This is a genomic window from Pseudomonas parakoreensis (assembly GCF_021602155.1).
GTDB lineage: Bacteria > Pseudomonadota > Gammaproteobacteria > Pseudomonadales > Pseudomonadaceae > Aquipseudomonas > Aquipseudomonas parakoreensis.
The window spans coordinates 14,059-39,800 of the sequence record NZ_BQHY01000008.1; the positions used below are offsets into that span (position 1 = coordinate 14,059).

21 protein-coding genes are annotated in these 25,742 nt (G+C 60.1%); 14 read left to right on the forward strand and 7 right to left on the reverse strand.

Annotation, left to right across the window (positions count from 1 at the left end):
• Nucleotides 1-58: 58 nt before the first annotated feature.
• A complete protein-coding gene (locus L6D63_RS13860) occupies nt 59-1,090 on the reverse strand; it encodes an amino acid ABC transporter substrate-binding protein (RefSeq protein WP_047292688.1) in 1,032 nt (343 codons plus the stop codon).
• 468 nt (nt 1,091-1,558) lie between these two features.
• Here L6D63_RS13860 and L6D63_RS13865 point away from each other — a divergent pair, with 468 nt between their 5' ends.
• The 5 genes from L6D63_RS13865 (at nt 1,559) to L6D63_RS13885 (ending at nt 6,847) form a co-directional block, all read left to right on the forward strand.
• Nucleotides 1,559-2,215 (forward strand): alpha/beta hydrolase, encoded by a 657-nt coding sequence (locus L6D63_RS13865; RefSeq protein ID WP_047292685.1) that lies wholly within the window; start codon nt 1,559-1,561, stop codon nt 2,213-2,215.
• A gap of 96 nt (nt 2,216-2,311) precedes the next feature.
• A complete protein-coding gene (rhlB, locus tag L6D63_RS13870; RefSeq protein ID WP_047292683.1) occupies nt 2,312-3,784 on the forward strand; it encodes an ATP-dependent RNA helicase RhlB in 1,473 nt (490 codons plus the stop codon).
• A 136-nt stretch (nt 3,785-3,920) separates the two neighbouring features.
• Nucleotides 3,921-4,865 (forward strand): ornithine cyclodeaminase family protein, encoded by a 945-nt coding sequence (locus tag L6D63_RS13875; protein WP_095667441.1) that lies wholly within the window; start codon nt 3,921-3,923, stop codon nt 4,863-4,865.
• 135 nt (nt 4,866-5,000) lie between these two features.
• On the forward strand, nt 5,001-6,128 hold the full coding sequence (locus L6D63_RS13880; RefSeq protein ID WP_131671486.1) for an NAD(P)/FAD-dependent oxidoreductase: 1,128 nt from the start codon (nt 5,001-5,003) through the stop codon (nt 6,126-6,128).
• Between the two features lie 92 nt (nt 6,129-6,220).
• The gene (locus L6D63_RS13885) at nt 6,221-6,847 is read left to right on the forward strand and encodes a helix-turn-helix transcriptional regulator (RefSeq protein ID WP_047292678.1); all 627 of its coding nucleotides are present in this window, start codon (nt 6,221-6,223) and stop codon (nt 6,845-6,847) included.
• A 124-nt stretch (nt 6,848-6,971) separates the two neighbouring features.
• On the opposite strand, the gene L6D63_RS13890 is transcribed toward L6D63_RS13885, so the two are convergent.
• From L6D63_RS13890 to L6D63_RS13915, 6 genes are all read right to left on the reverse strand, one after another.
• Entirely contained in the window at nt 6,972-7,748 is a 777-nt protein-coding gene (locus tag L6D63_RS13890; RefSeq protein WP_047292677.1) for an ABC transporter substrate-binding protein, read from the reverse strand.
• Between the two features lie 269 nt (nt 7,749-8,017).
• Entirely contained in the window at nt 8,018-8,470 is a 453-nt protein-coding gene (gene moaE / locus L6D63_RS13895) for a molybdopterin synthase catalytic subunit MoaE (RefSeq protein ID WP_047292676.1), read from the reverse strand.
• A gap of 3 nt (nt 8,471-8,473) precedes the next feature.
• Nucleotides 8,474-8,716 carry a molybdopterin converting factor subunit 1 gene (gene moaD / locus L6D63_RS13900; protein ID WP_047292675.1) on the reverse strand — a complete coding sequence of 81 codons (243 nt, stop codon included), beginning with the start codon at nt 8,714-8,716 and terminating at the stop codon, nt 8,474-8,476.
• Nucleotides 8,713-9,186, reverse strand: coding sequence for a cyclic pyranopterin monophosphate synthase MoaC (gene moaC, locus L6D63_RS13905; protein ID WP_007972660.1), 474 nt, complete (start codon nt 9,184-9,186; stop codon nt 8,713-8,715). Before moaC ends, moaD begins: the two co-directional genes overlap by 4 nt.
• A 242-nt stretch (nt 9,187-9,428) precedes the next feature.
• Nucleotides 9,429-10,823 (reverse strand): PhoH family protein, encoded by a 1,395-nt coding sequence (locus tag L6D63_RS13910; RefSeq protein WP_041064814.1) that lies wholly within the window; start codon nt 10,821-10,823, stop codon nt 9,429-9,431.
• A gap of 337 nt (nt 10,824-11,160) precedes the next feature.
• Nucleotides 11,161-12,237: a polysaccharide deacetylase family protein gene (locus L6D63_RS13915; RefSeq protein ID WP_373873758.1), complete on the reverse strand. Its 1,077-nt coding sequence runs from the start codon at nt 12,235-12,237 to the stop codon at nt 11,161-11,163.
• Between the two features lie 298 nt (nt 12,238-12,535).
• On the opposite strand from L6D63_RS13915, the gene yaaA reads away from it, so the two are divergent.
• The 9 genes from yaaA to L6D63_RS13960 all read left to right on the forward strand — a co-directional run bounded on the left by yaaA (nt 12,536) and on the right by L6D63_RS13960 (nt 25,595).
• The gene (gene yaaA / locus L6D63_RS13920) at nt 12,536-13,315 is read left to right on the forward strand and encodes a peroxide stress protein YaaA (RefSeq protein ID WP_047292672.1); all 780 of its coding nucleotides are present in this window, start codon (nt 12,536-12,538) and stop codon (nt 13,313-13,315) included.
• An 810-nt stretch (nt 13,316-14,125) separates the two neighbouring features.
• Nucleotides 14,126-15,442: a nucleotide sugar dehydrogenase gene (locus L6D63_RS13925; protein WP_041064820.1), complete on the forward strand. Its 1,317-nt coding sequence runs from the start codon at nt 14,126-14,128 to the stop codon at nt 15,440-15,442.
• Between the two features lie 265 nt (nt 15,443-15,707).
• Nucleotides 15,708-17,189 (forward strand): mannuronan synthase, encoded by a 1,482-nt coding sequence (alg8, locus tag L6D63_RS13930; RefSeq protein ID WP_373557819.1) that lies wholly within the window; start codon nt 15,708-15,710, stop codon nt 17,187-17,189.
• Nucleotides 17,190-17,224: 35 nt separating this feature from the next.
• The gene (locus L6D63_RS13935; protein WP_047292670.1) at nt 17,225-18,394 is read left to right on the forward strand and encodes an alginate biosynthesis protein Alg44; all 1,170 of its coding nucleotides are present in this window, start codon (nt 17,225-17,227) and stop codon (nt 18,392-18,394) included.
• Nucleotides 18,395-18,403: 9 nt separating this feature from the next.
• Nucleotides 18,404-19,915: an alginate biosynthesis TPR repeat lipoprotein AlgK gene (algK, locus tag L6D63_RS13940; protein WP_276574671.1), complete on the forward strand. Its 1,512-nt coding sequence runs from the start codon at nt 18,404-18,406 to the stop codon at nt 19,913-19,915.
• Nucleotides 19,912-21,393, forward strand: coding sequence for an alginate export family protein (locus L6D63_RS13945; RefSeq protein ID WP_131671483.1), 1,482 nt, complete (start codon nt 19,912-19,914; stop codon nt 21,391-21,393). Before algK ends, L6D63_RS13945 begins: the two co-directional genes overlap by 4 nt.
• Nucleotides 21,394-21,419: 26 nt before the next feature.
• Nucleotides 21,420-22,991, forward strand: coding sequence for a mannuronan 5-epimerase AlgG (gene algG / locus L6D63_RS13950; protein ID WP_098968480.1), 1,572 nt, complete (start codon nt 21,420-21,422; stop codon nt 22,989-22,991).
• Nucleotides 22,992-23,001: 10 nt separating this feature from the next.
• Entirely contained in the window at nt 23,002-24,462 is a 1,461-nt protein-coding gene (locus tag L6D63_RS13955; RefSeq protein ID WP_047292668.1) for an alginate O-acetyltransferase, read from the forward strand.
• A gap of 8 nt (nt 24,463-24,470) precedes the next feature.
• Nucleotides 24,471-25,595: a mannuronate-specific alginate lyase gene (locus L6D63_RS13960; RefSeq protein WP_121183804.1), complete on the forward strand. Its 1,125-nt coding sequence runs from the start codon at nt 24,471-24,473 to the stop codon at nt 25,593-25,595.
• The last annotated feature ends 147 nt before the right edge of the window (nt 25,596-25,742 follow it).

Below are 25,742 nucleotides of genomic sequence, written 5' to 3' on the forward strand. Positions count from 1 at the left end.
CCCGGAAAAAATGGAACAGAACATCACCCGGCGGTTGGCCCGCCGGGTGATAGAACCATTAGCGCACTGGTGGTGCGTACTGAATGCCGCCGTTGGTCCACAGCGCGTTCAGGCCACGGTCGATTTCCAGCGGAGTGCTCTTGCCGAGGTTTTTCTCGAAGATTTCACCGTAGTTACCGACCTGCGAAACGATTTTCACAACCCAGTCCTTCGGCAGTTTCAGGTCCTTGCCGTATTCACCGTCAGCCCCCAGCAGACGAGCAACGTCCGGGTTCTTGGTGGATTTGGCTTCTTCCAGCACGTTTTTCGAGGTCACGCCGGCTTCTTCGGCGTTCAGCAGCGCGTAGCCAACCCAGCGAACGATCGCCAGCCACTCGTCGTCGCCATTACGCACGACCGGGCCCAGTGGTTCTTTGGAGATGGTTTCCGGCAGTACCACGTAGTCTTTTGGCGAGGCCAGCTTGCTGCGCTGTGCGTACAGCTGCGACTTGTCGGAGGTCAGCACGTCGCAACGACCGGATTCCAGCGACTTGGCGCTTTCATCGGAGGTGTCGAAGGTGATCGGGGTGTACTTCAGGCCGTTGGCGCGGAAGTAGTCGGAGACGTTCAGTTCGGTGGTGGTACCGGCCTGGATGCAGATGGTTGCACCGTCCAGTTCCTTGGCACTTTTCACGCCCAGCTTGTTGTTGGCCAGGAAGCCCACGCCGTCGTAGTAAGTGATGAAGCCCGGGAATTTCAGGCCCATGCCGGCGTCACGCGAGCTGGTCATGGTGGTGTTGCGCGAGAGCAGGTCGATTTCGCCGGACTGCAGCGCGGTGAAGCGCTCCTTGGCGTTCAACTGGCTGAACTTGACCTTGTTGGCGTCGCCGAATACGGCAGCGGCCACAGCGCGGCAAACGTCAGCGTCGATCCCGAGAATCTTGCCCGAAGCGTCCGGCACCGAGAAACCCGGCAGACCGTCGCTCACGCCGCATTGCACGAAACCTTTCTTTTGCACGGCATCCAGGGTTGCACCCGCCTGAGCGAACCCGCTGACGCCGAGTACTGCTGCAGCAGTCACGACCGCCAGAGTGGATTTCAACATCTTCATTCAAACCTCCAGTTTTGCTCTTGTTGTGTCGGAGCTTGAGTCCAGTCGCACCCTTTTGAGGCGTTGTTGACCCGTGTTGGCTTTTTTTAGGGTCAACCGACGTAAGACCTTCGCTATGAGTCTAGTAGGAGAAAATCCACATCATGGACAACTCACTTCTCACCAGTCGGCCGAACGGGCTGTAGCCCTTTCACGTTCGCGTTGCCCGTAGCGGCCATTGGCGAACATCCATCACCGGATTCTTTGCAATCCCTTCGCACGACGTACACTGATAGTGTTACCGCAAGGCGTAGGACGCTTCATACAGAATCCTCCATAGCAAAGCCCGTACCACACCGCTTGCTGAAGCGGTTGCGCGACAGGTCAATAGCAAAACTTGTAGCCTTGCGACATCTTGTTAACGGATCGACCGGGCGCGCACGCAAATCACGCACTTATTGAGAGCGCCCGCACATTTTTGGAGCAGCCATGCACGAGCCCCTGATTCTTCAACCCCAAAAGCCCGCAGACGCCTGTGTGATCTGGCTGCACGGTCTCGGCGCGGATCGCTATGACTTCCTGCCAGTGGCTGAAGCGCTGCAGGAAAGCCTGCTGAGTACGCGCTTCGTATTGCCGCAAGCGCCAACCCTGCCCGTCACCATCAACGGCGGTTACGCGATGCCGAGCTGGTACGACATAAAAGCAATGAGTCCGGCGCGGTCGATTGACCGTGAGCAGTTGGAAGCGTCGGCGGATCGCATCATCGAATTGATCGAAAAGGAGCGCGCCAGCGGAATAGACGCCTCGCGGATTTTTCTCGCCGGGTTTTCCCAGGGTGGCGCCGTTGTGCTGCACACCGCTTATATAAAGTGGCAAGGCCCGTTGGGTGGTGTACTCGCCCTGTCCACCTATGCCCCGACCTTCACTGACGAGATGGAGCTTTCAGCCAGTCAGCAGCGCATTCCAGCGCTGTGCCTGCACGGTCAATTCGACGGCGTGGTGCAGAACTCGATGGGGCGCAGCGCCTATGAGCATTTGGTGAAGCATGGTGTCACCGTGACATGGCAGGAATACCCAATGGAACACGAAGTGTTACCCGAAGAAATTCGCGACATCGGGGTCTGGCTGGGTGAACACCTGCGTTGATCGTTTCAGTTCGAACGTCCCTTTGATCATCCCACTACGCCGAGCCCGCTTCTTGCATTACACTGGCCGGCGTACATTCCTTAACCAATTGATGAGATGACCGTGCTCAAAGCACTCAAGAAAATGTTCGGTAAAAGCGAGGCTGAGCAGCTCGCGCCAGTCCCCAGTGCGCCGTCGCACGCCCCCGGCCCTCGCAGTGAAGCGCCCAAGGTTGAACGTCCGGCTCCGGTAGCGACACCCAAGCCCGAGCCGAAACCCGCCAGCGCCGCCGAACCTGCCCGCGCCGAAGCGCCGAAACCGGCCCGTCCGCGCCGCGAACCGAAGCCCAAGGCACCGGTCATCCCCTGGAAACTCGAAGACTTCGTCGTCGAGCCACAGGAGGGCAAAACCCGCTTCCACGATTTCAAACTGGCTCCGGAACTGATGCACGCCATCCAGGACCTGGGCTTCCCGTACTGCACGCCGATCCAGGCGCAGGTGCTGGGTTTCACCCTCGCCGGCAAAGACGCCATCGGCCGCGCGCAGACCGGCACCGGCAAGACCGCCGCGTTCCTGATCTCGATCATCACCCAACTGCTGCAGACCCCGCCGCCGAAAGAACGCTACATGGGCGAACCCCGCGCACTGATCATCGCGCCGACCCGTGAGCTGGTGGTGCAGATCGCCAAGGATGCGGCCGACCTGACCAAGTACACCGGCCTCAACGTGATGACGTTCGTTGGCGGCATGGACTTCGACAAGCAGCTCAAGCACCTCGAAGCACGCCACTGCGACATCCTCGTCGCCACACCGGGCCGTCTGCTCGACTTCAACCAGCGCGGCGACGTGCACCTGGACATGGTCGAAGTGATGGTGCTGGACGAAGCCGACCGCATGCTCGACATGGGCTTTATCCCGCAAGTGCGGCAGATCATTCGCCAGACTCCGCCGAAGTCCGAGCGTCAGACCCTGCTGTTCTCCGCGACCTTCACCGAAGACGTGATGAACCTGGCCAAGCAATGGACCACCGATCCGGCAATCGTCGAAATCGAAGTCACCAACGTGGCCAACGAAAACGTCGAGCAGCACATCTACGCGGTAGCCGGTGCGGACAAGTACAAATTGCTGTTCAACCTGGTCAACGACAACGGCTGGGAGCGCGTGATCGTCTTCGCCAACCGCAAGGACGAAGTGCGCCGCATCGAAGAGCGTCTGGTACGTGACGGCATCAACGCTGCGCAACTGTCCGGCGACGTGCCGCAGCACAAGCGCATCAAGACCCTGGAAGGCTTCCGCGAAGGCAAGATTCGCGTGCTGGTGGCCACCGATGTCGCCGGTCGTGGCATCCACATCGACGGCATCAGCCACGTGATCAACTTCACCCTCCCGGAAGTCCCGGACGATTACGTGCACCGCATCGGCCGTACCGGTCGCGCCGGCGCCGATGGCGTGTCGATCAGCTTCGCCGGTGAGGACGACTCGTACCAGTTGCCGTCGATCGAAGAGAAGCTCGGTCGCAAGATCAGCTGCGAAACACCGCCGACGCACCTGCTGCGCGCAGTCGAACGCAAGCGTCCGCAGCCGCAGTAAACGACCCGAAAGCAAAAAGCGCAGCCGGCAACGGACTGCGCTTTTTTTTGCCCGACGTTTTCACCAGGCGCTTGCGATAGATAACTAAAAGTCCATAATGGACAAATAAGTTTATATCCAGACCGCGGAGCCTGACATGTCCAGTACACCCTACGTGATCGACCACACCCAGGCCCGCGAGCTGCTGGCGCGCATTGACGTGCCGCAGATCCTGCGCAAACTGTTTCGCGACCTTGCCGCCGGCCACGCCGTACAACCCGCGCAGCAACTGGTGGAGTTCCCGCAGGGCGCCGGCGACTTTATCAACTACCTGGGCGTGCTGGCCGAGGACGGTGTGTACGGGGTCAAGACCTCGCCGTACATCGTCCGCGAACAAGGGCCGCTGGTGACGGCGTGGACACTGTTGATGTCGATGCAAACCGGCCAGCCACTGCTGCTGTGCGACGCCGGCGAACTGACCACCGCACGCACCGCTGCGACCACCGCCGTTGCTGTCGATGCCCTCGCCCCGCTGAATGCCACACGACTGGCGATCATCGGCAGCGGCAAGGTTGCCCAGGCGCATCTGCATTACGTGAAAGGGCTGCGCGACTGGCAGCGCATCAGCGTGTACTCACCGAGCCTGTCTGAAGACGCTGAAACCCGGGCGCTGCTGAAAGAGATCTACCCCGGGTTGAACATTGCCGACAGCCGCGCAGCCGCCCTCGCCGAGGCCGACGTGATCATGCTCTGCACGTCATCTGCCGGTCCGGTCATCGACCCGGCCAGCTTGAGCAAACCGGCACTGATCACCTCGATCAGCACCAACGCCCCCCGCGCCCATGAAGTACCGCCAAAGACTCTGGGCGACATGCAGGTGTTCTGCGACTATCGGCTGACCACGCCGGGCTCGGCGGGTGAAATGCTGATCGCCGCCGAGCAGCATGGCTGGAACAAGGATTTGATCATCGGCGACCTGGCCGATCTGCTCAGCGAGAAAGTGCAGCGCCCCGGTTACGACCGTCACGTGTTCTTCCGTTCAATCGGCCTGGGCCTGGAAGACATTGCGCTGGCCAATGCTATTTATCACCTCAAGCACTGACACCTCGATCCCTTGTAGGAGCTGACGAGTGAAACGAGGCTGCGATCTTTTGATTTTCAAAAGACAAGATCAAAAGATCGCAGCCTCGTTTCACTCGTCAGCTCCTACAGGATTCCAGATAAATTGGGAGATTTCATGAGCCAGGCAGATTTCATCATCATCGGCGGCGGGATTGCCGGTGCTTCCACCGGTTTCTGGCTGTCGCGCCACGCCAAAGTGATCGTGCTCGAACGCGAATCACACCCGGCCTATCACTCCACCGGACGTTCTGCGGCGCTATATACCGCCGCCTACGGCACGCCGCAGGTGCGCGCGCTGACACTGGCCAGCCGTGCGTTCTTCGACCATCCGCCGAGCGGCTTTTGCGAGCACCCATTGCTGACACCGCGCGGCGAAATGACCGTGGATTTCACTGGTGATGCCGCCGAGCTGAACAACCAGTACCTCAGCGCCAAAGCCACAGTGCCGGAAATGCAACTGCTCAGCGCCGATGAAGCCTGCGCTCGCCTGCCGATCCTGCGTCGGGAAAAAGTCCACGGCGCGATCTACGACCCGACCGCCAGCGACATCGACACCGACGCCCTGCATCAGGGCTACCTGCGCGGTATCCGCCGCAACAACGGCCAAGTGCACACCGATTGCGAAGTGCTGGGCCTGCGTCGTGACACTGACGGCCAGTGGCAAGTGCAGACCAACGGTCAGACCTTCAGCGCGCCGGTCATCATCAACGCCGCCGGCGCCTGGGCCGACAAGATCGGCGCACTGGCCGGTGCCCAAGCGCTGGGCCTGCAACCCAAGCGCCGCGCGGCGTTCATTTTCGCCGGTCCCGAGGGCGTGGACATTCATCACTGGCCGATGCTGGTCAGCCTCGATGAGTCGTTCTATATGAAGCCCGACGCCGGGATGTTCCTCGGTTCGCCGGCCAACGCCGACCCGGTCGAACCCCACGATGTGCAGCCGGAAGAGTTGGACATCGCCATGGGCATCTACCAGATCGAAGAGGCCACGACCCTGACCATCCGCCGCCCGACCCGCACCTGGGCCGGTTTGCGCAGTTTTGTCGCCGACGGTGATCTGCTCAGCGGTTTCGATCCGCAGGTGCCCGGGCTGTTCTGGGTCGCGGCCCAAGGCGGTTACGGTATTCAGACCTCACCGGCCATGGGCCAGGCCAGTGCGGCATTGGTACGCGGTGAAGCCTTGCCTGAACATCTGCAGCAGTTCGGCCTGAGCAGCGCCATGCTCTCCCTCGCAAGGCTCGGCTAAGACCCTTGGCGGATGACGCGCCCAACGGATTGCGGCACACTCGCAGCGCCCCCGTGCACGGGGGCGTTGACGCCGCCTGGAGCTCCACAAACATGACCGCCCCCGAATTCGATCCGGCACTGGATAATTTCCGCGCCATCGCCGACGCCATCGCCACGCTGTTCTTTCCCCACGCCGAAGTGGTGCTGCACGACTTGCGCACGCAGAAGGTCGACTACATCGCCAACAACTTGTCCAAACGCGAGATCGGCGACGATTCATCGCTTGAAGACATGCTCAGCGAGGAGGTCAGTGAGCGCAACATCGGTCCGTACGAAAAGCTCAATTGGGACGGCCAGAAGATACGCAGCCTGAGCACGGTGCTGCGCGACAGCGAAGAGCGGCCACTGGCGGTGCTGTGCATTAACCTGAATATTTCGTTGTTCGAGAATGCCAAGGCTGCGCTGGACCTGTTCCTGTCACCGAGCAAACTGATCCCGCAGCCGGATTCACTGTTTCGCGATGACTGGCAGGAGCGCATCAACACCTTCCTCCACGCCTGGCTGCGCGAGCGCCAGCTGAGCCTGAATCTGCTGACTCGCGACCACAAGCGCGAACTGGTGCTGGCGCTGCACGCCGAAGGCGCGTTCAAGGGCAAGAGCGCCTCGAACTATGTGGCCAACGTGCTGAACATGGGGCGGGCGACGGTGTACAAGCATTTGAAGGAATTGAAGGGCTGAAGATCTGCATTGGCATTTCCGGCCCCATCGCTGGCAAGCCAACTCCCACAGTTTTTTGGGTGTACACAAAATCTGTGCACGACTCGGTCGCTGTGGGAGCTGGCTTGCCAGCGATAGCGGACTGTCAGTCGCCGTAGATGTCGGACTTGAAATACTTCTCGGAAATCTTCTGATATTCGCCGCTGGCACGAATCCCGTCGATGGCCGTATTCAACTGGCTGACCAGTTCGGTATTGCCCTTGCGCACCGCAATCCCCGCGCCTTCGCCCACGTACTTCGGATCCTTCAGTTCCGGCCCGACAAACGCGTAACCCTTGCCGCGTGGCATCGACAGGAAGTCGGTCAGCGGGATGGTGTCGGCAAAAATCGCATCGAGCCGCCCTGCTGCCAGGTCCATGTAGATTTCTTCGTTATTGCCATAGCGCTTGACGATGATGCCCTTGGGTTCGAAGACCTCGGTGGCATACCGGTCGGTGGTGGTCGCACGCTGCACACCGACGGTCTTGCCCTTGAGGCTGGCGTACTGGTCATCGACCGTGGCGCCTTCCTTCATCACCAGCCGCGACGAAGTGAAGTAGTACTTGTGGGTGAAATCCACCGACTTCTTGCGGTCTTCGTTGATGGTCATCGACGACAGCGCCATGTCGATTTTCTTCACTTTCAGCGAAGGGATCAGGCCATCGAACTCACCCTCGACCCACACGCACTTGACCTTCATCTGCGCGCACAGGGCGTTGCCGATGTCGTAGTCGAAACCGACGATCTCGCCCTTGTCGGTTTTCGAGGCGAACGGTGGATAAGCGGCCTCAATGCCGATGCGCAGGGCTTTCTCAGCGGCAAAGGAATGGGTGCACGCCAACAGGCTCAGGGCCAGACCGGTGATGAGGGGGAGTTTCTTCATGTTCGTTCTCTCGCGGGTTGTTGTTGGTTTGGCAAGACAGAAGAAAGGAGCTGGAAAGGGGAATGCCTTTTTTGTACTTATAAATCCATATTGGACTCGCACGTACAAATCGTCAATTAGCTGAAGAAAGGTATTTGGTGTTGCGGATGGCCTCATCGCCGGCAAGCCATCTCCCACAGGGTTCAGAGGTGTACATGAATATGTGCATGACACAAAACACTGTGGGAGCTGGCTTGCCAGCGATGACTGACTAGAGGGCAATGCAGTAATTACTTCTTCCAGCGATCCGCCGCAGCATGATCACTGTCACGCCCTTCGACCCAGCGCGGGCCATCGCGGGTGTTTTCTTTTTTCCAGAACGGCGCGCGGGTTTTCAGGTAGTCCATGACAAAGGCGCAGGCGTCGAATGCCGCCTGGCGATGGGCGCTGGCCGCGCCGACAAACACAATCGGCTCGCCCGGCTCCAGCGCGCCGATGCGGTGCAGCACTTCCAGCTTCAGCAGCGGCCAGCGCTGCTCGGCCTCGACGGCGATCTTGCCAAGGGCTTTTTCGGTCATGCCCGGATAGTGTTCAAGGAACATCCCGGCCACATCCAGCCCGTCATTAAAGTCGCGCACGTAGCCGACAAAACTCACCACCGCGCCAACGCCGACATTCGCCGCGTGCATCGCGTTGACTTCAGCGCCGGGATCGAACGCCGTGGACTGCACACGAATCGCCATGTCTCAGCCTCCGGTCACGGTGGGAAAGAACGCCACCTCGTCGCCGTCGCTCACCGGTTCGTCGAGCTGGCACAGGTCTTCGTTGCGCGCGCACATCAGGTTCTGCTCGCTCAAGACCTCGGCGCCATCGCGTTGCGCGAGCAGCGTACGGACATCGTCGACCGTGGCGAAATCGCCTTCGACCTTGACCGAGTCCACGCCCAGCGCTTCACGGTAACGGGCAAAGAATTTAACCGTCAGTTTCATGGTTGCTCCGCCTGAAAATGCCCGCTCTTGCCGCCGACCTTTTCCAGCAAACGCACGCTTTCGATGGTCATGCCCCGGTCCACCGCTTTGCACATGTCGTAAATGGTCAGCGCGGCAACGCTGGCAGCGGTCAGTGCTTCCATCTCCACGCCGGTCTGCCCGGAGAGCTTGCAGCGGGCGACGATGCGCACACTGTCGTCACCCTCAGCGCTGAGTTCAACCTTGACACCGGTGAGCATCAGCGGATGGCACAACGGGATCAGATCGCTGGTTTTCTTCGCGGCCTGAATGCCGGCAATGCGAGCGACGGCAAACACGTCACCCTTGGGGTGGCCGCCGCTGACGATCATCTGCAGGGTTTCGGGCAGCATGCGCACCAGCGCCTGGGCCGTCGCCTCACGGAATGTCACGGCTTTTTCGGTGACGTCGACCATGTTGGCGCGACCTTGGGAATCGAGATGAGTCAGCACGGGATTACTCCTGATCAGGAGCGTGGATTGTAAACCTGTGGGTCAAATTTCCGCACCCACGAATTCTTCGTGTAGGAGCTGCCGAAGGCTGCGATCTTTTGACTCTGATATTTAAATCGCAGCCTTCGGCAGCTCCTACAGTGGATCAGAGGTGTTCATCGGTTAGGCATCAATCAAGGGATTTTGTGGTTCAGGCATAAAAAACCGGGCGACTTTGCGGCCGCCCGGTTTTATTGGAAGGGTTACAGATGCGATTCGGCGTATTCGGCCAGGATCGAGCGTGGCACGCCCTGCAGGGTGATGTGCACCCCGTTGGGGAAATCCTTGAAGCGTTCGGTCAGGTAGGTCAGCCCGGAGCTGGTCGCGGACAGGTAAGGGGTGTCGATCTGTGCCAGGTTGCCCAGGCACACCACTTTGGAACCGGCGCCGGCCCGGGTGATGATGGTTTTCATCTGGTGCGGCGTAAGGTTCTGGCATTCGTCGATCAGGATCAGGCTCTGCTGGAAGCTGCGACCGCGAATGTAGTTGAGCGATTTGAACTGCAACGGCACTTTGCTGAGGATGTAATCGACGCTGCCATGGGTGTTTTCATCATCCATGTGCAAAGCTTCGAGGTTGTCGGTGATGGCCCCCAGCCAGGGCTCCATTTTTTCCGCTTCGGTGCCGGGCAGGAAGCCGATTTCCTGGTCCAGGCCCTGCACGCTGCGGGTCGCGATGATGCGGCGATAGCGCTTGCTGACCATGGTCTGCTCGATCGCCGCGGCCAGCGCCAGAATGGTTTTACCGGAACCTGCCGCACCCGACAGGTTGACCAGATGAATGTCCGGATCCAGCAGCGCGTAGAGCGCCAGACTCTGATAGATGTCCCGCGGCTTGAGGCCCCAGGCTTCCTGGTGCAGCAGCGGTTCCTGGTGCAGGTCGAGGATCAGCAGCTTGTCTTCCTGGATTTCCTTGATCCAGCCGACAAAGCCTTGTTCGTCAATGATGAACTCGTTGATGTGCACCGCTGGCAGGTTGTCGATCAGCTGCACCTGATGCCAGGTGCGGCCGTGATCCTGACGGGTATCGACCTTGCTCACGCGGTCCCAGAAGGAGCCGGTCATGTTGTGATAACCGTTGGGCAGCAGGGACACGTCATCGACCAGTTGGTCGGTGCTGTAGTCCTCGGCATCGATGCCGCAGGCGCGCGCCTTGAGGCGCATGTTGATGTCTTTGGTGACCAGCACCACCGCCTTCTGTGGATCACGGGTGTGCAGGTCGATCAACTGGTTGATGATTTTGTTGTCGTTCAGGTGCTCGGGCAGAATCAGGTTCGACTCGGCCTGTTTGCTCATCAGAATTGACAGCAAGCCTTTCGGCCCGCCCTTGCCGCGCTGGATCGGCACACCCAGCTCGACGTCCTCGGGGGAGGCATCGCCCAGGGTCTTGTCGATCAGCCGGATGGCCTGGCGGCATTCGGCAGCAACGCTGTGATGGCCGCTCTTGAGCTTGTCCAGCTCCTCAAGCACGGTCATCGGGATCGCGACGTGGTGTTCTTCGAAATTCAGCAGGGCATTTGGATCGTGAATCAATACGTTGGTATCGAGTACATAAAGGATTGGCTGGTTGGAAGAAGGGCTACGTCCGTGATCATCCATACTCGGTCACCTTTGTGGGAGCCATTCGACGCAATACCTGGGCGGTGCTGCGCCTCGAAGTGACTGCCGAATTCATCCACGAGGGCCTGGATGAACTGCACACAAAAGGAGTCTTGGAAGACGCCACCTGTGTTGCAGGTTTCGGCGGTCTGTCTTCGTAATACTCCAAAACCCATGACATAAAAAAGCACTTTGACGGTTTTTTTAAGTTTATTTTGCAGAGTGACGAAAAGCCCTTGGCGGACCGTGCAGACCCCGCTAAAGTCGGAAGTCCGCCTGCATCGAATTCTCTGAAAAAATCGCCAAAAGCCCAATGTTTCCGGGCTTTTTCCGTTTACTAGCGAAACCCGTCCTGACAATCTTCAAAGCCGATGCCGCTTTGCGCAGTCTGCGTGATCAACCACGGCAACGCGGTCCTCACCGCATCCTGTTTCATGTTGAAATTGATCACCCCGTGGCGCCATAACAGCATCAGGGTCAGCACTCGCTGCGCGCTCTGCGCCCCCTTGAGCTTGCCGGCACCATCCTGGGCATCGATGTCCCACAGCGCCACTTGCAAGCCCTGATTGCGCAAGAAGCTGCCAGCATCAGAACGACGCTGTCCCTCCGGCGGACGGAACAGCGGCACGTAGTTTTCCGGCAACTTGTTCTTCACCAGATCACTGCTGCGGCGCACCGAGTCCTGCCAGTCCTGCCAATAGCTGTGGGAACGGAACTCCCAACCTTGCACGCCGACACACTGTTTCGAGAACTCCGGTTGCAGGTTGCTCACCGAGCGATCCGCCAGTCGTGCCTGCACATCCTTGCCCAACAGGAAGAACGTGCCGCTGAGATTGGCTTTGCGCAGGTAGTCGGCGATCCAGTCGGTGTTGTCCGGTTGCAGATTGGCAGCACTGTCGAAACTCAGCAGAAACAGCCGGTCATGCATCTCGTCGCCGCTGCGTTCATAGTCGCCGAAACGATCGATTTCACTGCTGGTCTGCGGCGACAGCGCGGCCTTGCGCATCAGCTCGTCCAGGTACTGCAGATGAAACAACCGGCTCGGTTCGGCCCATTTGGTGTAATAACTGTCGTCGCTGACCACGAACTTGGCGGCCTGCTCGCGCAGGGTCGGCAGGTCTTCGACGAGGAAGCAGAACGAGGCATCCTGATCGCAGCTCTGCTGGGCGAAGTTGTAGTTGGCCAACAGACGCTCCCAGAGCCGCTGCCGCAGGCGGCTGATCGCGTCGACATTGACCGTGCGCAGGCCAAGACGCTGGGCCAGCGCAGCCTCGTCCAGCGCTTCGGTGCCGAGCAGGCCCCGGGCGAACATGAGGATTTCCGCGCGCGAGGCGACGTCAAACAGCGTCGGATTGCTGAGCTGCTCCGGCCAGGTGCTGCGATCCAGCGTCGCGACATCGCCCGGTGCCGCCATGGCCCCGCAGCTCATCAGCCACGCCGTGAATAAAAGAACAATGCGCAAAGGGGTGTCTCCATAACCAAACCCGCGCGGCACTATATCGCGGGTGGCCGCAGGACAATCAAAAGAAAGATCAAAAGATCGCAGCCTTCGGCAGCTCCTACAGAGGCAGCCAACAGTCGACCGTAACCTGTAGGAGCTGCCGAAGGCTGCGATCTTTTCCAGCACACCATCGATCACCTATGGGCTTGATAGCTGGAGTCAACCCGGCCAACCCCCTAGAATCGCCCCCACGATTAAAGGAGACGACTTCATGCTGATGGTGATTTCCCCCGCCAAGACCCTCGATTACGAAACACCGCCGGCGACCCAGCGCTTTACCCAGCCGCAATACCTCGACCATTCCCAGGAGCTGATCCAGCAACTGCGCGAACTGAGCCCGGCACAAATCAGCGAACTGATGCACGTGTCCGACAAGATTGGCGGCCTCAACGCCGCGCGTTTCGGCAGCTGGACGCCCGCCTTCACCCCGGAAAACGCCAAGCAGGCGCTGCTCGCCTTTAAAGGTGATGTGTACACCGGCCTCGACGCCCAGTCCTTCAGCGAAGCCCAGTTCGACTACGCGCAAAAGCACCTGCGCATGCTCTCCGGCCTTTATGGCCTGCTGCGTCCGCTGGATCTGATGCAGCCGTACCGTCTGGAAATGGGCACCAAACTGGCCAACGCCCGTGGCAAGGATCTGTATGGGTTCTGGGGCACCCGCATCAGCGAATGGCTCAACGAAGCCCTGGCCGAGCAAGGTGACGACGTGCTGCTGAACCTGGCGTCCAACGAGTACTTCTCGGCGGTCAAACGCAGCGCCCTGAACGCGCGGATCATCAACACCGAGTTCAAGGACCTGAAGAACGGTCAGTACAAGATCATCAGCTTCTACGCGAAGAAGGCCCGAGGACTGATGAGCCGTTTCGTGATTCAGGAAAAAATCAATGATCCCGCCCTGCTCAAACAGTTCGACGTGCAGGGTTATCAGTACAGCGCCGAGCAGTCGAAACCGGACAATCTGGTGTTTCTGCGCGACCACGCCCCGGAATAAAGCATGCCCAATGCACGACTCTTTCTATAAGGAGTCGTGCAGCTCGCACGACGTCAAAAATCCCCCGCCTCATTTCGCCGTTTTATTGGCGCCATAAAATCGTCCCGCCCGATTCTAATTTTAGTTTCACTCGACACCCGCACTTTTTTTCAGTAGTGGCACGTAAATTTTTTTACGGTAGTGGCACAAAACTATCGAGCTCGATTGCGCACCGATTAATAAAGGCCCAAATCGAAAGTGCTATCAATTTGAGACCAGTGCCATCTTTGTCAATATTTCAAAAAATTTCAGATTTCGCGATGAGCGGGTAGGAACTATGTCCAAATGCATAGCTCATACCACCGGTAACGATTCTCGCCGAGTTTGTACGAGATAACTTACGCAGAGCGGAGAACCATGTAACCAAGTTGTCACAGCAACTTGCCTAGATGGTTCACTCATCTGATCAACTAACGATGGATAGGTGATACGCACCATAAACATCCTCTACAAGGCCAAGGCTGCGCCCCTGTAAACGTGCTCGCCTGAGCACCCAACCGCTTGATCTACGGGCTTTTCGTCCGACATCAGGTGGACTGAAAACATGCACAAGAGTCTTCCAGCAAGAAGATCCGCTGCATAACAGGGCAAGTCATAACAACCAGGCCTAGTTGCGCACATCTTGAGTGCACTTATTTAGACACTCGGAACTTAGTATGCCTGCACACGGCATTGTGGCGCCTGTTTGCCGCACTTTCGAGTGCACTATGACCGCTGAACACCATTAACTCCGGCCATCTAATGGCTTGATAAAACACAGAGGTATTTGCGATGCGCATCAGCATATTTGGTTTGGGTTACGTTGGCGCAGTATGTGCCGGTTGCCTGTCTGCACGGGGCCATGACGTGGTTGGCGTCGATGTTGCCAAAGACAAGATCGACATGATCAACGCCGGCAAGTCGCCGATTGTTGAACCGGGTCTGGGCGAACTTCTGGCCCAGGGTATCGAGACCGGTCGTCTGCGCGGTACAACCAACTTCGCCGAAGCAATTCGTGACACCGACCTGTCGATGATCTGCGTCGGTACACCGAGCAAGAAGAACGGCGACCTGGAACTGAACTACATCGAGGCGGTGTGCCGCGAGATCGGTTTCGTGCTGCGTGAAAAATCCACCCGCCACACCATCGTGGTGCGCAGCACCGTGCTGCCGGGTACCGTCGCCAACGTGGTCATCCCGATCCTCGAAGACTGCTCGGGCAAGAAGGCCGGTGTCGATTTCGGCGTCGCGGTCAACCCGGAATTCCTGCGTGAATCCACCGCGATCAAGGACTACGACCTGCCACCGATGACCGTCATCGGCGAGTTCGACAAGGCCTCGGGCGACGTTCTGCAATCGCTGTACGAAGAACTCGACGCGCCGATCATCCGCAAGGACATCGCCGTCGCCGAGATGATCAAGTACACCTGCAACGTCTGGCACGCAACCAAGGTCACCTTCGCCAACGAGATCGGCAACATCGCCAAAGCGGTCGGTGTCGATGGCCGTGAAGTGATGGACGTGGTCTGCCAGGACAAGACGCTCAACCTGTCCCAGTACTACATGCGCCCGGGCTTCGCCTTCGGCGGTTCGTGCCTGCCCAAAGACGTGCGCGCCCTGACCTACCGCGCCGGTTCGCTGGACGTCGAAGCGCCGCTGCTCAACTCGCTGATGCGCAGCAACGAATCGCAAGTGCAGAACGCCTTCGACATCGTTGAAAGCCACGACAAACGCAAAGTCGCGCTGCTCGGCCTGAGCTTCAAGGCCGGCACCGACGACCTGCGCGAAAGCCCGCTGGTGGAACTGGCCGAAATGCTGATCGGCAAGGGCTATGACCTGAGCATCTACGACAGCAACGTCGAGTACGCCCGTGTTCACGGCGCGAACAAGGACTACATCGAGTCGAAGATCCCGCACGTGTCGTCCCTGCTCAACGCGGACTTCGATTCGGTGATCGACAACTCCGACGTGATCATCCTCGGCAACCGCGACGAGAAATTCCGCGCGCTGGCCCAGGAAGCTCCGCAAGGCAAACAGGTCATCGACCTGGTCGGCTTCATGGCCAAAGCCACCAACCCAGGTACTCGCACTGAAGGTATCTGCTGGTAACACAGACGTTGCGCGCCGCCGCGTAACCCATAGGCGGCGCGCAACCAATGTGTGATCCCGGAATGTAGGAGCTGCCGCAGGCTGCGATCTTTACCCGGCGCACTTGAGTCCTGAGTGAACCCGAAAAGATCAAAAGATCGCAGCCTTCGGCAGCTCCTACACAGGGTTCGCCCGAATTGCGCGTGACATTGCAGTTCTTTGTAAGCCTGCCTTAACCCCATCGGGCCACCGACAGGCTCGCCCGAGATAGAGACGGATGCAGATTATGCACAGGCTAAAGCACGGCCTACTTCAGGCCGCCGGTTGGCTGTTTTACCTCAGTTTGTTGATGGGCCTGGCCTTGATGCTGCCCACGTCCACATTCGACTCCGAGTCGAAGGACTTCATTTTCCTGATTGGCGCCGTGGGTATCTGGCGCTACTCGATGGGTGCAACGCACTTTGTGCGCGGCATGATTTTTCTCTACATCGTTTACCCGCACCTGCGCCGCAAAGTGCGTAAGCTGGGTAAAGCGGCGGACCCGTCGCATGTGTTTCTGATGGTCACCAGTTTCCGTATCGACGCGCTGACCACCGCGCAGGTCTACAGCTCGGTGATCCGCGAAGCCATCGACTGCGACCTGCCGACCACCGTGGTCTGCTCGATCGTCGAGATGTCCGATGAGCTGCTGGTCAAGGCGCTGTGGGCGCGGATGAATCCGCCAGACCGGGTGAAGCTCGACTTCGTGCGCATTCCCGGCACAGGCAAACGTGATGGCCTGGCCTACGGTTTCCGCGCGATCTCCCGTCACCTGCCGGACGACCGCGCCGTGGTGGCCGTGATCGACGGTGACACCGTGCTCGGTGAAGGCACCGTGCGCAAGACCGTGCCGTGGTTCCAGCTGTTCGGCAATGTCGGCGGCCTGACCACCAACGAATTCTGCGAAGTGCGCGGCGGCTACATCATGAGCGAATGGCACAAGCTGCGTTTCGCCCAGCGTCACATCAACATGTGCTCGATGGCCCTGTCCAAGCGCGTACTGACCATGACCGGGCGTATGTCGGTGTTCCGCGCCACCGTGGTGACCGACCCGGAATTCATCGCCGACGTCGAAAGCGACTCGCTGCAACACTGGCGCCTGGGCCGTTTCAAGTTCCTCACCGGTGATGACAAATCGAGCTGGTTCAGCCTGATGCGTCTGGGTTACGACACCTTTTACGTGCCGGACGCCGCGATCAACACCGTTGAACATCCGCCGGAAAAGAGCTTCATCAAGGCCAGCCGCAAGCTGATGTTCCGCTGGTACGGCAACAACCTGCGCCAGAACTCGCGAGCGCTGGGGCTGGGTGTGAAACGCCTCGGCGCCTTCACCTCGGTGGTGCTGTTCGATCAGCGTGTGTCGATGTGGACCTCGCTGCTGGGCCTGACCGTGGCGATCATCGCCAGCTTCAAGTACGGCGGTGCGTTCATCCTCGCCTACCTGCTGTGGATCGGCATCACGCGCCTGATTCTGACCTTGCTGCTGTCGTGCTCCGGTCACCGGATCGGCCCGGCCTATCCCGTGATTCTGTATTACAACCAGATCGTCGGTGCGCTGGTGAAGATCTACGTGTTCTTCCGCCTCGACCAGCAATCCTGGACGCGCCAACCCACTTCCCTGACCCGTGATCTCGCCAGCTTTCAACGTTGGTTCAACACCTGGTCGTCTCGGACCATGACCTTCTCCGCCGGCAGCATTTTCGTCGCCGTGCTGCTGATGATGGTCTGACCTGCCCCTATTGAATTAACAAGGAAATCGCCCCCATGAATACCGCCGTCAACGCCAACGTAGTGCATGAATCCGAAGCCCAGCGTCAGCACGCCCGAGTGAAAATCCCGGCCAAACTGCGCTTCTTCGGCCCGGACCGGACGCCGGTCGAGGCGCGGGTCCTGGACCTGTCCGCCGGTGGTCTGGCGTTCAACGCCGGACAACTGCCGCTCAAGACCGGCGACGTGTACAAGGCACGCCTGCAATTCGTGATCGACAACCTCGGCCTGGCCATGGACGTCGAACTGCAAGTGCGCTCCTACGACCGCCAGAGCGGCCGCGTCGGTTGCCAGTTCCAGAACCTCGAACCGCAAGACATCTCGACCCTGCGTCACCTGATCACATCGCACCTGGCCGGCGACATCGTCAGCATGGGTGAAGTGCTGGCGACGCTGCAGCGCGACAACTTCACCAAGGCGCGCAAGGTCAAGGACGGCGGCAGCGGCATGACCCCGTTCGGGCGTCTGAAAGCGGTGACCTTCAGCGCCGGGGTATTCGCCATCGGCCTGGTGGCGTTCGGTTTCGTCTTCAAGTCGGTGTACGGCATGTACTTCGTCAGCCATGCGCAGGCCGGTCTGGTCAGCGTACCGGGAATGAACATCACCATGCCGCGTGACGGCACCGTGCAGAGCCTGGTCAAGTCCGACGGCGTCGCCGCCAAAGGCGCCCCGCTGGCGACCTTCAGCACCAGCATGCTCGACGTGCTCAAGGGCCATCTCGACGAAGACCAGTTGCAACCGGCCAAGGTGGAAGAACTGTTCGGCAAGCAGATGACCGGCACCCTGACCTCGCCGTGCGATTGCACCGTGGCCCAGCAACTGGTGGCTGACGGTCAGTACGCAAGCAAAGGCGACGTGATTTTCACCCTGGTACCGCGCAACACCCAGGCCACCGTCGATGCACGCTTCTCCTATCGCCAGTTCGGCGACGTGCGTCCGGGGACACCAGTGAGCTTCCAGATTGCCGGCGAAGACCAGACCCGCACCGGCAAGATCGTCAGCAGCACCAGCCTGAAAAGCGCCGACCTGTCCTCCGACATCCGCGTGCAGATCCAGCCGGACGAACCGCTGGACAGCAGCTTCGCCGGCCGTCCGGTGGAAGTGAACAGCGACCGTGGTCCGAACCTAAACTGGCTGATCGACAAAGCCATGGCTGCCGGTCTTTAAGTCGAGGACATGCCTGTGACTATCATCCGTCTCCTGAGAACACCGCGATCCCTGTGGGAGCTGGCTTGCCAGCGATTGGATCAACGCGGTCTGTCTGACACACCGAGCCGCCTGAATCGCTGGCAAGCCAGCTCCCACAGAGGTCATATGGTGTGCTCGCTGGCACTGGCCGTCAGCCTCGCCGGTTGCGCCGGCCTGCCCGACCAGCGCCTGGCCAACGAAGCGCTCAAGCGTGGCGACACTGCCACTGCCGCGCAGAACTACCGCGCACTGGCCGATCTGGGTTACAGCGAGGCGCAAGTCGGTCTCGCCGATATTCAGGTCGACAGCCGCGACCCCGAGCAGATCAAACAGGCCGAAGCGACCTACCGCGCAGCCGCCGACGTGTCGCCACGGGCCCAGGCCCGTCTCGGCCGTCTGCTGGTGGCCAAGCCCGGTTCCACCGAAGCCGAGCACCACGAAGCAGAAAGCCTGCTGAAAAAAGCCGCCGCCAACGGCGAAGGCAACACGTTGATCCCGCTGGCGATGCTGTACCTGCAATACCCGCACAGCTTCCCCAACATCAACGCACAGCAACAGATCGATCAGTGGCGCAAATCCGGTTACCCGGAAGCGGGTCTGGCGCAGGTGCTGCTGTATCGCACCCAAGGCACTTACGACCAGCATCTGGATGACGTGGAAAAGATCTGCAAAGCCGCGCTCAACACCACCGACATCTGCTACGTCGAACTGGCCACGGTGTATCAGAAACGTGCCCAGCCTGAGCAACAGGCCGAGCTGCTCAAGCAGATGCAGGCCGGTTACAGCCGCGGCACGGTCAGCGCGCAGCGCGTCGATTCGGTGGCCCGCGTGCTGGCTGATTCGACCCTGGGCAAGACCGACGAAAAGACCGCACAGTCGCTGCTCGAACCGATCGCACCGGGCTACCCGGCGTCGTGGGTGACCCTCGCGCAACTGCTTTACGACTTCCCGGAACTGGGCGACGTCGATCAGATGATGAAGTACCTGGACAACGGCCGCGCCGCCGACCAGCCGCGCGCCGAACTGTTGCTGGGCAAGCTCTATTACGAAGGCAAACTGGTGCCGGCCGACGCCAAAGTCGCCGAAGAACACTTCCAGAAAGCCGTCGGCCGCGAAGTCGCCGCTGACTACTACCTCGGCCAGATCTATCGCCGTGGTTACCTGGGCAAGGTCTATCCGCAGAAGGCTCTCGACCACCTGCTGACCGCTGCGCGCAACGGCCAGAACAGCGCCGACTTCGCCATCGCCCAACTGTTTTCCCAAGGCAAGGGCACCAAGCCCGACCCGCTCAACGCCTATGTATTCAGCCAATTGGCCAAGGCGCAGAACACCCCGCAAGCCGATGAACTGGCGACCACCCTCGCAGCGCAATTGCCGCCCGAGCGTCTGGCCGAAGCCCAGCGCCTGCTGCAACAGGAACAGGCCAGCCGTGGCGCCCTGAACCAGAACACGCTGCAACTGCACGCCCTGCAAGAAGAAGACGGCGAGGAATCCCTATGAAGTTGAATCCCTTTGTGAAGGCTGGCATTGGCCTCACGTTCGCGCTGATCTGGTCTTGCCCGACACTGGCCGCGATCACTGAAACCAAGAACTTCGGCCTGGAAGTGAAAATCACCGGCCAGTCCGAAGACGACCGCGACCTCGGCACCGCCAGCGGCGGCGACGTCAACGGTGTGGGCCTGGACCTGCGTCCATGGATCTACGGCGAAAGCGGCGCGTGGAGCGCCTACGCCATGGGTCAGGCCGTGATCTCGACCGACATTATCGAAACCGACACCCTGCAGCAGTCCGACGGTGAACAAACCACCGACAACAGCGACCGCAAAACCAAGAAAAACTACCTGGCGATGCGCGAATTCTGGGTCGGCTACAGCGGCCTGACGCCGTACCCCGGCGAGATGCTCAAGTTCGGTCGCCAGCGTCTGCGCAATGACGACGGCCAATGGCGTGACACCAACATCGAAGCGCTGAACTGGACCTTCGACACCACCCTGCTGCGCGCCAACGTCGGTGTCGCCGAACGCTTCAGCGAATACCGCACCGACCTCAAAGAGCTGGCGCCAAAAGACAAGGATCGCCTGCACGCCTACGCCGATGCCGCTTACCAGTGGACACCGGGTAACTGGGTCGGCATTCGCGGTCATCACACCCACGACAACGGCAAGCTCGATTACGCCGAACCGGGCGTGCCCCGCGACACCCTCGACAAAACCCAGAACGGCGACATCAGCTGGCTCGGTCTGACCGCCGACAGCGACGCCTACAACTGGCGCAACACCAACACCATCAACTACTGGGGCAGCATCACCGGCATGAGCGGCGACCTTGATTCGGTCAACCCGCTGAACGCCGATGGCAGCCGTCCGGCGCAAGCCAAGCGCAGTGATGACATCAACGGCTGGGCCACCGACCTGGGCGTGCGCCTGCGCCTCGATCCGCAGTGGCAGGTCGGTGCAGCCTACGCCCGCGCCAGCGCCGATTACCAGCAGAACGGTCTGGAAAGCAACCGCTCCAACTACACCGGTACCCGCTCGCGGGTGCACCGTTTCGGCGAAGCATTCCGTGGCGAAATGAACAACATGCAGACCGCGACCCTGTTCGGTTCGTGGATGCTCAACGACCAGTACGACGCCAGCCTGATCTACCACAAGTTCTGGCGCGTGGACGGCAACAAGCCGGTGGGCAGCAACGGCATCAACGCCGTGGAAAACAACACCGACGACGTCACCGGCGCAATCCTCTCCAGCACCTCGCTGCCACTGCAGGATGGCAACAAGGACCTGGGTCAGGAAATGGACCTGGTGGTGACCAAGTACTTCAAGCAAGGCTTGCTGCCGGCGGCGTTGAGCCAGTCGATCGACGAACCGTCGGCGCTGGTGCGTTTCCGTGGCGGTGTGTTCAAGCCGGGTGATGCCTATGGCAGCCAGGTCGATTCGTACATGCACCGCGCGTTCATCGACGTGATCTGGCGCTTCTGATGCAAACCGCCAAGGGAGTGCCCGACATGCACCATGCAAGGAAAGGCTCGCTCAGCCTGTTGGCCGGCGCCATGCTGCTGGCCTCCGCTGGCGCGTTCGCCACGGTGGAACCGGCCAAGCCGGTGACCACCGCCAAAGAGCTGCAACAAGCCAAGACCTACACCGTCAGCAGCGCGCCGACCGAGGCGCTGGAGCTGGCCAAGCCGAAACTGCCCGACCTGTCCGGCTTCACCGCCGAGGCTGCCGCTGCGAAGATCAATCGCAGCAAACCGGGCAAGATCAGCGTGCGCCGGATGATGCAGGAAGACGCCCTGAAGGACTTCATCGGCGGCGACAACAAGATGGCCGAATGGGTGGTGCGTCAGCACGGTATCCCGCAGGCGATCTTCGTCGATGACGGTTACCTGAACCTCAAGGATCTGGCGCAGAAGCTGCCCAAGCAGTACTTCAGCGAGACCTCGCCGGGCGTGTACCTGGCGAAGCTGCCGATTGTGGTCGGCCGCAAAGGCATCCTCGAAATCGACGGCCAGACCCAGGAATTGCGCCTGTCGCAAGAAGCGGGTTCGTTCCTGGTCAACGACGGTCAGTTGTTTGTGCGTGACACCAAAGTCACTGGCTGGCGCGAGAAGGACAACGGCCCGGCCACCTTCCGTTCGCCGAAGGAGTTCCGTCCGTTCCTGCTGGCCTGGGGCGGCACCGAGACCTACATCGTCAACAGCAAGATGGCCAGTTTCGGTTACGCCAACAGTAAGTCGTACGGGGTGAGTATTTCCCAGTACACGCCGAACATGGCCAAGGTCCTCAAGCGTCCCGAGCCGACCGGCTGGATCGTCGGCTCCGAGTTCTCCGACATGTGGTACGGCTTCTACTGCTACGAGACCCGCGACTTCGTGGTCAAGGGCAACACCTACAAGGACAACATCGTCTACGGCATCGACCCGCACGACCGTTCCCACGGTCTGATCATTGCCGAGAACACCGTCCACGGCACGAAGAAGAAGCACGGCATCATCATTTCCCGTGAGGTGAACGACAGCTTCATCTTCAACAACAAGAGCTACGACAACCACCTCTCGGGCCTGGTGATCGACCGTAACAGCGTCAACAACATCATTGCCTACAACGAGATCTACAAGAACCACACGGACGGCATCACCCTCTACGAGTCCGCCGACAACCTGCTGTGGGGCAACAAGGTCATCAGCAACAAGCGCCACGGCATCCGCATTCGTAACAGCGTGAACATCCGCCTCTACGAAAACGTCGCCATGGCCAACGGGCTGACCGGCGTCTACGGCCACATCAAGGACCTGACCGACACCGACCGCGACATCAAGCTCGACCCGTTCGACGCGCAAGTCTCACTGATCGTGGTCGGCGGTGAACTGGCGGCCAACGGCAGCGGGCCGATGGCCATCGACTCGCCGTTGAGCGTCGAGCTGTATCGCGTATCGATGCTGGCGCCGACCAAGTCCAGCGGCATCAGCTTCAACGGCATCCTCGGCGAACGCCAGGATGAAATTCTCGACCTGCTGGTGCGCCAGCAGAAAGCCGTACTGATCGACCCTGTCGAACGCCAGACCGAACTGCGGGACTGAGGATAATTTTATGCACCCACACTTGATCAAATTACTCAGCCTGTCGGCCCTGACCGTGGGCATTCTGGCGGCCAGCAATGCTGCCCGCGCCGATGAAGCGGCGGGCGCCACCGCGCCAAAATTCAGCGCCGAACCGTGCTGCAACCTGTGCCCGGCCGCGCACGACGCGAAGAACTACACCACGCGTTATCAGCAGAACTTCACCACCCTGGTGCAGGCGCAGGGTGACTGGCTGTTCCGTACCCAGGAAGATTTGCGCACCGAGTTCAACACCACCCCGGCCGGCTACAAACGCCTGCAACAACTGCACGATGCGTTCAAGGCCAAAGGCGTCGAACTGGTGATCGTTTACCAGCCGACCCGTGGTCTGGTGAACCGCAACAAGCTCAACCCGCAGGAAAAAGCCGCGTTCGATTACGAGAAAGCGCTGGGCAACTACAAGACCATGCTCGGCCGATTCGCCAAGATGGGATACGTGGTACCGGACCTGTCGCCGCTGACCAACGAATCGCTGCCGGACACCCTGCCCGCCCACGATTTCTACTTCCGCGGCGACCAGCACTGGACCCCATACGGTGCTCAGCGCACAGCGAAAATCGTCGCCGAGAAGGTCAAGCAGATCCCGGCCTTCGCCGACATTCCCAAGCGTGAATTCGAGACCAAGCGCACCGGGCGCATGGGCAAGACCGGCACCCTGCACAACATGGCCGGGCAACTGTGCGGCACCAGTTACGCGATCCAGTACATGGACCAGTTCACCACCGAGCCGAAAGGCGAGGCCGGTGACGGCGACCTGTTCGGTGATTCCGGCAACCCGCAAATCACCCTCGTGGGCACCTCGCACAGCGGCAAGAACTACAACTTCGCCGGCTTCCTCGAAGAGGCCATTGGCGCCGACATCCTCAATGTCGCCTTCCCCGGCGGTGGTCTCGAAGGTTCGATGCTGCAGTACCTCGGTAGCGATGAATTCCAAAAGACCCCGCCGAAGATTCTGATCTGGGAATTCTCGCCGCTGTACCGCCTCGACCAGGAAACCATCTATCGCCAGATGATGGCGCTGCTGGATAACGGTTGCGAAGGCAAGGAAACCCAAATGTCCGCCAGCACCACGCTCAAGCCTGGCGGCAAACAGGAACTGCTGGTCAATAGCAAAAACCTGAACCTGCAGAACAGCAGCCATCAGGTCGACATCCGCTTCGCCGACACCTCGGTGAAAACCCTGCAAGCCACCCTCTGGTACATGAACGGTCGCCACGAGGACATCAAGATCGAGAAACCGGAAACCTCCGACACCGACGGTCGTTTCGCCTTTGAGCTGCGCACGGACGAAGACTGGGCCTCGCAAAATCTGCTGGCCGTCGAAGTCCAGGGCCCGGAAGCGGGTACCGCGCCGCAAAAAGTCGAAGCGAAAATCTGCAAACGCAACGTATTCCCGGGCGCTGGGCCACAAACCGCTCAGCTCGGGCAATGAGGTCTGCTATGCGAAATCGAACGATCAAACACCTGCTTGCGCCATCCCTGCTGACCCTGGCGATGTTCGCCGGGGCCACTCAGGCCGCCGCGCCATTGCGCCCGCCGCAGGGCTATTTCGCCCCGGTGGATAAATTCAAGAGCGGTGACAACAGCGAAGGCTGCGACGCGATGCCGGCGCCGTACACCGGACCGCTGCAATTTCGCAGCAAATACGAAGGCTCGGACAAGGCCCGCGCGACCCTGAACGTGCAGTCGGAAAAAGCCTTCCGCGACACCACCAAGGACATCACCACCCTGGAGCGCGGCACCGCCAAACGAGTGATGCAGTTCATGCGCGACGGCCGTCCGGAGCAGCTCGACTGCACGCTGAACTGGCTGACCGCGTGGGCCAAGGCCGATGCGTTGATGTCGAAAGACTTCAACCACACCGGCAAGTCGATGCGCAAATGGGCGCTGGGCAGCATGGCCTCTTCGTACATCCGCCTGAAGTTCTCCGACTCGCATCCGCTGGCCACGCATCAGCAAGAAGCGCAGCAGATCGAGGCGTGGTTCAGCAAGATGGCCGATCAGGTGGTCAGCGACTGGGACAACCTGCCGCTGGAAAAAACCAACAACCACTCGTACTGGGCCGCCTGGTCGGTGATGGCCACCGCCGTCGCCACCAACCGTCGCGACCTGTTCGACTGGGCGGTGAAGGAATACAAGGTCGGGGTCAATCAAGTCGACGCCGACGGCTTCCTGCCCAACGAACTCAAGCGCCAGCAACGCGCCCTCGCCTATCACAACTACGCCCTGCCGCCACTGGCGATGATCGCCAGCTTCGCCCAGGTCAACGGGGTGGATCTGCGTCAGGAAAACAACAGCGCGCTCAAGCGTCTGGGTGATCGGGTGCTGGCCGGGGTGAAAGACCCGGATCAGTTCGAGGAAAAGAACGGCAAGAAACAGGACATGACCGACCTGAAAGAGGACATGAAATTCGCCTGGCTCGAACCGTTCTGCACCCTCTACACCTGCCCGGCGGATGTGATCGAGAAGAAGCACGGCATGCAACCGTTCAAGACCTTCCGCCTCGGCGGCGACCTGACCAAGGTCTACGACCCGTCGCACGAGAAGGGCAACAAAGGTTCGTAGGACAGGACACAAAACCCTGTGGGAGCTGGCTTGCCAGCGATTGCAATCCGACATTCAACACGGATGTCGAACGACCTGACGCTATCGCTGGCAAGCCAGCTCCCACACGGGTTGTGGTGAATCTGGATGCAATACATCCCCCGGAAT